This window comes from Providencia sp. PROV209, from assembly GCF_028479485.1.
Taxonomy (GTDB): domain Bacteria; phylum Pseudomonadota; class Gammaproteobacteria; order Enterobacterales; family Enterobacteriaceae; genus Providencia; species Providencia alcalifaciens.
In genome coordinates this window covers 37,099-45,523 of sequence record NZ_JAMPNR010000027.1, presented here as the reverse complement: position 1 = coordinate 45,523, position 8,425 = coordinate 37,099, and the positions used below count along the sequence as shown (strand labels likewise).

Annotated in this window: 9 protein-coding genes; 6 read left to right on the top strand and 3 right to left on the bottom strand. The window is 42.6% G+C overall.

Going from position 1 to position 8,425, the window contains the following annotated elements:
• Window positions 1-271: UDP binding domain-containing protein (locus PR795_RS17595; RefSeq protein WP_272516973.1), on the top strand; the 271-nt coding region annotated here is incomplete at its 5' end.
• A 95-nt stretch (window positions 272-366) separates the two neighbouring features.
• Here PR795_RS17595 and PR795_RS17590 read toward each other — a convergent pair.
• On the bottom strand, window positions 367-1,569 hold the full coding sequence (locus PR795_RS17590) for an ROK family protein (RefSeq protein ID WP_272516980.1): 1,203 nt from the start codon (window positions 1,567-1,569) through the stop codon (window positions 367-369).
• Between the two features lie 202 nt (window positions 1,570-1,771).
• On the opposite strand from PR795_RS17590, the gene PR795_RS17585 reads away from it, so the two are divergent.
• From PR795_RS17585 to PR795_RS17575, 3 genes are all read left to right on the top strand, one after another.
• Window positions 1,772-2,590 (top strand): purine-nucleoside phosphorylase, encoded by an 819-nt coding sequence (locus PR795_RS17585; protein ID WP_006660593.1) that lies wholly within the window; start codon window positions 1,772-1,774, stop codon window positions 2,588-2,590.
• A gap of 117 nt (window positions 2,591-2,707) precedes the next feature.
• A complete protein-coding gene (locus tag PR795_RS17580; RefSeq protein ID WP_006660592.1) occupies window positions 2,708-3,964 on the top strand; it encodes a nucleoside permease in 1,257 nt (418 codons plus the stop codon).
• Between the two features lie 327 nt (window positions 3,965-4,291).
• A complete protein-coding gene (locus tag PR795_RS17575) occupies window positions 4,292-4,936 on the top strand; it encodes a Qnr family pentapeptide repeat protein (protein WP_181480404.1) in 645 nt (214 codons plus the stop codon).
• A 140-nt stretch (window positions 4,937-5,076) separates the two neighbouring features.
• On the opposite strand, the gene PR795_RS17570 is transcribed toward PR795_RS17575, so the two are convergent.
• Entirely contained in the window at window positions 5,077-5,940 is an 864-nt protein-coding gene (locus tag PR795_RS17570) for a YicC/YloC family endoribonuclease (RefSeq protein WP_006663234.1), read from the bottom strand.
• A 123-nt stretch (window positions 5,941-6,063) separates the two neighbouring features.
• On the opposite strand from PR795_RS17570, the gene rph reads away from it, so the two are divergent.
• Both rph and pyrE read left to right on the top strand, forming a co-directional pair.
• Window positions 6,064-6,777 (top strand): ribonuclease PH, encoded by a 714-nt coding sequence (gene rph, locus PR795_RS17565; RefSeq protein WP_006660589.1) that lies wholly within the window; start codon window positions 6,064-6,066, stop codon window positions 6,775-6,777.
• 139 nt (window positions 6,778-6,916) lie between these two features.
• A complete protein-coding gene (pyrE, locus tag PR795_RS17560) occupies window positions 6,917-7,558 on the top strand; it encodes an orotate phosphoribosyltransferase (RefSeq protein WP_006660588.1) in 642 nt (213 codons plus the stop codon).
• A gap of 54 nt (window positions 7,559-7,612) precedes the next feature.
• On the opposite strand, the gene slmA is transcribed toward pyrE, so the two are convergent.
• Window positions 7,613-8,209, bottom strand: a complete 597-nt coding sequence (gene slmA / locus PR795_RS17555) for a nucleoid occlusion factor SlmA (RefSeq protein ID WP_006663233.1) — start codon at window positions 8,207-8,209, stop codon at window positions 7,613-7,615.
• Between the last annotated feature and the right edge of the window lie 216 nt (window positions 8,210-8,425).

Here is an 8,425-nt window from a genome sequence, read left to right as displayed (position 1 = left end):
GGGCGTATATCGCTTAGTGATGAAAGCGGGCTCTGATAACTTTCGTGCATCGGCCGTTCAAGGCGTGATGAAACGCATTAAAGCGAAAGGGATTGAAGTGGTGGTTTACGAGCCGGTGCTCAAAGAAGACGAATTCTTCCGCTCGAAAGTTATCCGAGATTTAGACGCGTTCAAAGCCGAATGTGACATTATTCTGGCAAACCGTATGGTGCCTGAGCTGGACGATGTGGCGGATAAAGTCTATACCCGTGACTTGTTTGGTAATGATTAAGATTAGCTGACGACTTACATAGTCAGCGGTTATTGATAATGAAGAATGCCCCACATGTTGGGGCATTTTTTTATTTTTTAAGTCTGAGTCGATAACTATTCGGACAGGTAGCTTTCCATTACCATTCCCCCCGCGCCTTGCGCGACAATTTCATAGGAATCATTCGCGGGATAAATTCTGGGCTTAATATTGGGAAAAATAGAGAGTTTCTGTTCAATGGACTTTTTGGTCATGTCGAAGAAGTGGTTTTTCGGGGTGAGGGTTCCGCCACAAACTACGACATCGGCTTGGGCTATTAACACCGCGTTGGCAATCGCAATTCCATAGTAATAAGCCGCTTCCTCTAGTGCTTCAAGGCACACTTCATCATTTTGAGCGAGAGCTTGGAAAATAGTGTGGTAGTTAATTTCAGCTTCGGATGTGACGAGTTGGTTAATAACTGATGGCTTGCCAAGTCGAAGATGCTGGATGACGCGTGATTTGATCGCCTGCAAAGAACTGTACTGTTTTAAACAGCCAAATGAGCCGCATTCACAACGCTGCCCATTGATATCAATTGTGATGTGCCCAAAAGCTTGCGCTGTACTAATTGGTGTCGGAGCGTATTGGTTATTGATGATAGTTGAACTACGAATGTCAGTATCACAGGTTGTGAATAGGAAACGTTGGCTATTCGCTGAATAACGTAATCGGTACTCTGCAAAAGCCGCAAAACTGATCCCACTCCCTAATAGAACGAAGCATGGAACACGCTGTGTAATATATTGATAAAGCTCTTGGATTCTTTCTTTATAGTGGGAATAAGGTACTTTATCGCGCTCTAAAATATGGTCAATGGCAATGCCTATCCCCAATATTTTCTGAGTATCCAATTGATGCTCAGCGAGGAGGTCATCAACGTTATCTAGCAAGTGGTCGAGCATATTTTCGGCAGTTTCAAGATGCTCGTACTTGATTTTAACCTTACCAATAATGTCTAGCTTCAGGTTTTGCAGGACAATCGTAGAGTAAATATCACTCATTTCAATACCCACAAGATAACCATCCGCAGGATTCACGCTGTACAGAATCGGTTTGCGTCCCCCCGTCGATTCTCCGAGCTCAGAGGTCGAGATCAATTGGCACTTACTGAGTTCATCAAGCAATCTGGCACAAGTAGCTGGCTTCATGTTGGCGAGGGACGTCAACATTTCCGCCCTGATTGGTCCGTGGTTGAGGATCAGTCGGTACAGCGTTTTGAGTTTTTGCGTTTTGGAATTTTTAGATGTGCGAAATTCATTCAATAAACGGTGTAACAAGTTCTCCCCCTCCTATTTATATTCGTGATGAACCAAGCCATGCTGGCTTTTATCAAGATTAACAGATTCACATGATGAGTACTTTAATAGATATCATGTTTATCAACATTTTCTCAAAATGAGATTAAGATCGCGGTTAGATTTTTTAATTACGTTATTATCCCAATCATATTCATTATTTGACTTGATTGCGGAGCGCATTATGCACAACACCAAAGATATCTTAGAAAGCTTGAGTTTTATCCAGTCTCGCACAGATGTAAAACCTACCGTTGGGATCATTTTAGGTTCAGGCTTAGGCCCATTTGCCGATACGTTAGAGAATGCGGTGCATATTCCTTATAGCGAGATCCCGCATTTTGCTAAATCTGAGGCGGTGGGTCACGCAAACGAATTAGTGATCGGAACGATAGCGGGCAAAAATGTCGTGGCGATGAAAGGTCGTTTCCATTACTACGAAGGTTTTTCGCTGGATCAAGTGACATTTCCTGTGCGTTTAATGAAAGCATTAGGCGTTGAAAAACTGATTATCACTAACGCATGCGGTGCCGTGAATACTGAGTTTAACCCAGGCGACCTGATGGTGATTACAGATCATATTAACCTGACAGCTAATAACCCATTGATGGGACCAAATAATCCTGAGCTAGGGGTGCGCTTCCTTGATGTTAGTGAAGTGTACAACAAAGAGCTACGCCAAACGATTTTCGATGTAGCAAAAGAGCAAGGCGTGTCTTTGCGTCAGGGGGTATATGCATGGTGGACGGGTCCAACCTATGAAACGCCAGCAGAAATTCGCATGATCAGAACCCTTGGTGCTGATGCAGTCGGTATGTCCACAGTACCTGAAGCACTAGTGGCGCACCATTCTCAGATTAAAACGGTGGGTATTTCCTGCCTGACAAACATGGCATGCGGCATTTTAGAACAACCACTGAGCCATGACGAAGTGATTGAGACCGCTGAAAAAGTGAAGGCGACCTTCTTAAAATTAGTGACTGGTGTCATCGAGCGCTTCTAACGTCAAGTTACTTAATCTCAAATTAATAGAAAGACAGTGCGGGAACGGTTTTCCTTTAGGGCGTTATCGTCAAGCTGAGAATGTCACCCGCCAAACTTACTTCAAACGGAGCCTAGTATGAATATTAAGTCTCGTTTAAAGGTCATGCTTTTTCTGCAATATTTTGTTTGGGGAAGTTGGCTGGTGACATTAGGTGCCTACATGATGAAAACTCTGAGTTTTTCAGGGGCTGAAGTCGGTATGGTTTATAGCTCTAAGGGGGTTGCCGCTATTTTAATGCCCGGTTTAATTGGCATTATTGCGGATAAATATATTCCCGCAAATCGGTTGTATATGATTTGTCATGTGATTTGCGCAGGTTCTCTATTTTATGCCGCGACAGTCACGGATTCTTCCGTCATGTTCTGGGTGATGTTAATCAATGCCATGGCATTTATGCCAACCATTGCGCTGTCTAACACCATCAGCTACTCCTCGTTGAGCCAATATCAGCTAGATTCTGTCGCGAATTTCCCACCAATCCGTGTGTTTGGGACAGTTGGATTTATTGCGGCGATGTGGAGCATCAGCCTATTAAAATTTGAACTCAGTAGCATGCAGCTGTATGTGGCAGGTTGTTGTTCATTACTGTTAGCCATGTATTCTTTCACATTGCCAAAAATGGCAGTCAATAAACAGGCGATCACCACTAGCTGGATGAGCAAGCTTGGGCTAGATGCATTAGTCCTGTTTAAAAAGCCGATTATGGCGGTCTTTTTCCTGTTTGCGATGTTGCTGGGCGCAGTGCTGCAAATTACCAATACTTTTGGTAGCCCGTTTCTGCATGATTTTGCACGTAACCCACTGTATCAAGACAGTTTAATTGTGCAATACCCATCAATTCTATTATCTGTCTCCCAAATGGCAGAAGTGGCGTTCATTCTCGCTATTCCATTCTTCTTGAAACGGTATGGCATAAAAACCGTCATGTTGCTCAGTATGCTAGCGTGGACATTACGATTTGGTTTCTTCGCATTTGGCGACCCATCGACGATTGGTTTGATGTTCTTAATCATGTCGATGATTGTGTATGGTTGCGCATTCGACTTCTTTAATATCTCCGGTTCTATTTTTATTGAGCAGGAAGTTGACCATCGAATGCGTGCCAGTGCCCAAGGTCTGTTCATGACGATGGTTAATGGGGTTGGCGCATACTTTGGCGCGATATTGAGTGGGTTGGTCGTCGATTACTTTAGTGTGGATGGGGTGAAGGATTGGCAATCAATTTGGCTGGTATTCTCGTCTTATACGGTCATTTTAGCGGTGATTTTCTATTTCTCATTTCACTATAAGCATCAGCGAGAAAAACCGTTGCTGGTCGCTAAAGCGAACTAACGGTTGAGTTTGATTGAATAAAAAAAGCCAGCGAATATGCTGGCTTTAAATTGTTCTAAAAAGTGATAAATCTATTCATTGATCCAGTGACTCAAATGTACGTAGTGACTGGACTCAGAGGGACCCCATTGGGTACAGATTCAATTGGCGCGCCCCAATAAATCGATCAAATAACGTTCAATTTGAGATCTTTGTAAGGGTTCCCTTTGCCATTGCTTTTGTGCTAATACTGTTAGCCATCGACCTGATGATTGCAGGATTTGATATAGACAATATCACCTGCCATTAGCAGAACATTGCAGTTCAATCTTTTTTGAATGGTTTATTATGTTATTAAATGACGAGAAAATAGGGAAAAATCAGTTTAAAGGGACGAGCATCAAAAATGCAGTGTTTTCAAACTGTGATTTTTCAGGCGCTGATTTGACGGATACCGAGTTTCTCAATTGTAGGTTCTATGATAGAGATACTCAAAAAGCGTGCCGTTTTAACCGTTCAATTTTAAAAGATGCCAGCTTTAAAAATTGTGATTTATCCATGGTAGATTTTAGGCATTCACAGGCTCTTGGATTAGAAATCCGAGAGTGTCTTGCTCAAGGGGCTGATTTTCGTGGTGTCAGTTTTATGAATTTGATTACGGCGAAAACATGGTTTTGCTCTGCATATATCACAAAATCGAATCTGAGTTATGCGAATTTTTCTGGGGTTATCTTAGAGAAATGTGAGCTGTGGGAGAATCGCTGGCACGAAACAACGGTTATAGGATCAGTTTTTAGGAATTCAGATCTTTCAGGTGGAGAATTTTCTTCATTTAATTGGAGTGATGCAGATTTTACGGGTTGTGATTTAACGAATTCACAGCTTGGGGCTTTAGATATTAGACGAGTGGATTTTAGTGGCGTTAAGTTAAACGAAGATCAAATCTTTCATTTAATCGATAGTCTCGGCATTATCGTTGTAAGTAACAGTTAATGTAGCTTTATCTCGGTGATGCACCTTAACGGCACACGCTGGCAATGCGTTATTGTGCTTCACTCTGCTATGTACGAATAGTAAAAAGCCAGCGAATTTATTGAATAAGCTGGCTTTGAAGTTATTCTGAAAAGTGAAATTTATTCGATATTTTGAATTTGCTCGCGCATTTGCTCGATCAGCACTTTCAGCTCAACAGCGGAATTAGTCACTTCGCTATTGATAGACTTAGAGGCCAGGGTATTTGACTCACGGTTAAACTCTTGCATCATGAAATCAAGGCGGCGACCGCTTGCTTCTTTCTTCTTCAGAATATTACGCGTTTCTTTAACGTGAGCTTCTAGTCTGTCTAATTCTTCAGCCACATCGACACGTTGTGCCAATAAAATCAGCTCTTGTTCTAAACGATTGTTTTCTAATTGGATACCCGCTTCGTCTAATTTACTTTGCAGACGTTCACGCTGCCACTGTAGGATTTCTGGCATATGTTGGCGAACTTTGGCAACTTCGACTAAAACGCCATCTAAACGCTGCTCAATGAGACTATGCAGTGCAGCACCTTCGGCTTCACGGCTCTGAATAAAGGCATCGATGGTTTCATCTAAACCCGCCATCAGCTGTTCACTGATAGCATCTAAATCTTGTTCACCCGCAGACATCACGCCAGGCCAACGTAAAATTTCTAATGGGTTAATTTCACCTTCGTGGCTGTAATTTTTCACCCAGTTAGCAGCGCTAATCAGTTGACGAGCAAGATCTTCATTCAGAAGTAATTCGCCACGTTGCGCACCATCTAATTCAAAACGCAGGTTACATTCGACTTTACCACGCGTTAATCGGGAACGAAGACGCTCACGGATAACTGGCTCTAGACTACGGAATTGTTCAGGTAAACGGATATAGGTTTCTAAATAACGCTGGTTTACGGAACGCAGCTCCCAAGCCGCATTCCCCCATTCACCCTTGATATCACGGCGGGCAAAAGCAGTCATACTACGGATCATAATTCGTTCCTATCATTCATTAAGATAACAGGATTATAGCGCTATGACGGATGACAGGATAGGCATTATCCGATTAACAACGTATAATACGTGCCAATTTGAGTTGATAACGGAGATAACACCATGCGCCCAGCAGGTAGATTAGCAGATCAGATGCGTCCTATAAAAATTACGCGTAATTATACAAAGCACGCAGAAGGCTCTGTTCTTATTGAGTTTGGCGACACGAAGGTGTTATGTAATGCAACGGTTGAGGAAGGCGTTCCGCGTTTTCTAAAAGGTCAGGGGCAAGGTTGGATAACCGCAGAATATGGCATGTTACCTCGTGCAACCAATTCTCGTAATCAACGTGAAGCGGCAAAGGGTAAACAAACAGGTCGTACGATGGAAATTCAACGACTGATCGCCCGTTCATTACGTGCTGCGGTCGACCTGAAAAAACTCGGAGAGTACACCATTACCTTAGACTGTGATGTTATCCAAGCGGATGGTGGTACACGTACTGCATCTATTTCAGGAGCTTGTGTCGCATTAGTCGATGCCCTGAATAATATGGTTGCTCAAGGTAAATTAGCGAAAAGCCCACTGAAATCTATGGTTGCAGCGGTATCGGTTGGTATCGTAGGGCAAGAAGGCTTATGTGATCTTGAGTATGTGGAAGATTCCGCCGCAGAAACCGATATGAACGTGGTGATGATGGAGGATGGTCGCATGATTGAGGTACAAGGTACCGCAGAAGGTGAGCCGTTCAGCCATGAAGAGTTACTCGAACTACTCGCCCTCGCGAAGACGGGGTTAGACACCATTTTCGAAGCTCAGCGAGAAGCGCTGAAATAGATTTATGATTGAATAGGCGGCTGAAAAGTCGCCTTTTTTATGTCCGCTGTTTATTGATTAAGTTGCTTACTGATAAAGATAAACCGCGAAAGTAGTTCTAATAAAAAAGACCAATATTAATTAATGAGGAGAATGACCAATGAAAGCCTATCAGCGCGATTTTATTGAACTTGCCATGAAAAAACAGGTACTAAAATTTGGTGAGTTTACGCTGAAATCAGGTCGTAAAAGCCCCTATTTCTTTAACGCGGGGCTATTTAATACAGGGCGTGACTTGGCTCTTGTGGGTCGTTTTTATGCACAAGCATTAAAAGAGAGTGCGATTGAGTGTGATGTGATTTTCGGTCCTGCTTATAAAGGGATCCCTATCGCAACAACAACGGCAGTGGCGTTAGCAGAACATCACGATATCGATATGCCATATTGTTTTAATCGTAAGGAAGCGAAAGATCATGGGGAAGGCGGCACATTAGTGGGTAGTCCATTACAGGGGCGCGTTGTGGTTGTTGATGATGTTATTACCGCTGGCACGGCAATTCGTGAGTCAATGGAAATTATCAAACAACAAGAAGCCACCTTAAATGGTGTGTTGCTGTGCTTGGATCGTCAAGAAAAAGGGAAAGGGGAAATTTCTGCGGTGCAGGAAGTCGAGCGTGATTATGGGTGTAAAGTGTATTCGATCATCACAATGAGCGATTTAATCACGTATTTAACCGAAAAAGAAGGTATGCAACAGCATCTTGCTGCGATGAAAGCATATCGTGAGCAGTATGGTATTTAATTGAAAAAAAGCCCTCGCCCAATAACGGGCGGGGTGAGTAGTATAAATAAGTGGTTATTGTAGCTGAGCCAAAATTAAAGGCCAGCGAGCTTCAAATTCTACCGTTGGGCGGTAACGAAACTCAGAACGTACAAAGCGCGACAGCATACCTTCACAGAAGGCTAATAGTTGAGAAGCTAATAATGATTCATCATGGATAAAACCATGCCCATCACGGATTTTTTTCTCTTTTAGGACTTGTCGCAGCTGCGATTCTATACGTTCGAATAATTGGTTAATGCGTCCTTGCAGTCTATCTTGCTCGAACATTAGCGCATGCCCTGTCATTATACGCGTTAATCCAGGGTTTTTCTCTGAGAAACCTAAAATTAGCGCTAAAACCAATTTAATTCGGACAAGTGTATCTTTTTCATCCGCTAAAATCAGATTGATGCGTGAAACGAGTGAATCTTCAATAAACTCAATTAGGCTGTCGAACATCTTCATTTTACTTGGAAAATGACGATATAACGCCGCTTCTGAAACACCCACCGCTGCCGCGAGTTTTGCCGTTGTAATACGCTGGCTGCCGTCGCTACTTTCTAACATTAACGCAAGAGCCTGTAAAATCTCATCACGTCTGTTACGTTTTTGTATTGTATTCTCTGCCATGTCTGATAAGACCCCTGCTAAAACAGCAAGACAAACTATCCAAAATTTCGCTCTGAGTAAAGTCACCCTCAGAATAAAACAGGTTTAAAATATGTAGAGATTATAACCAAATCTAAACAGCTCACGAGATAAAAAATACCGTAATGATTGTTTTTATTCACAAATATAGGCGTTTTTAGAACGCCTATATTCGGTATTTCAGCGTGAATTGGTTCG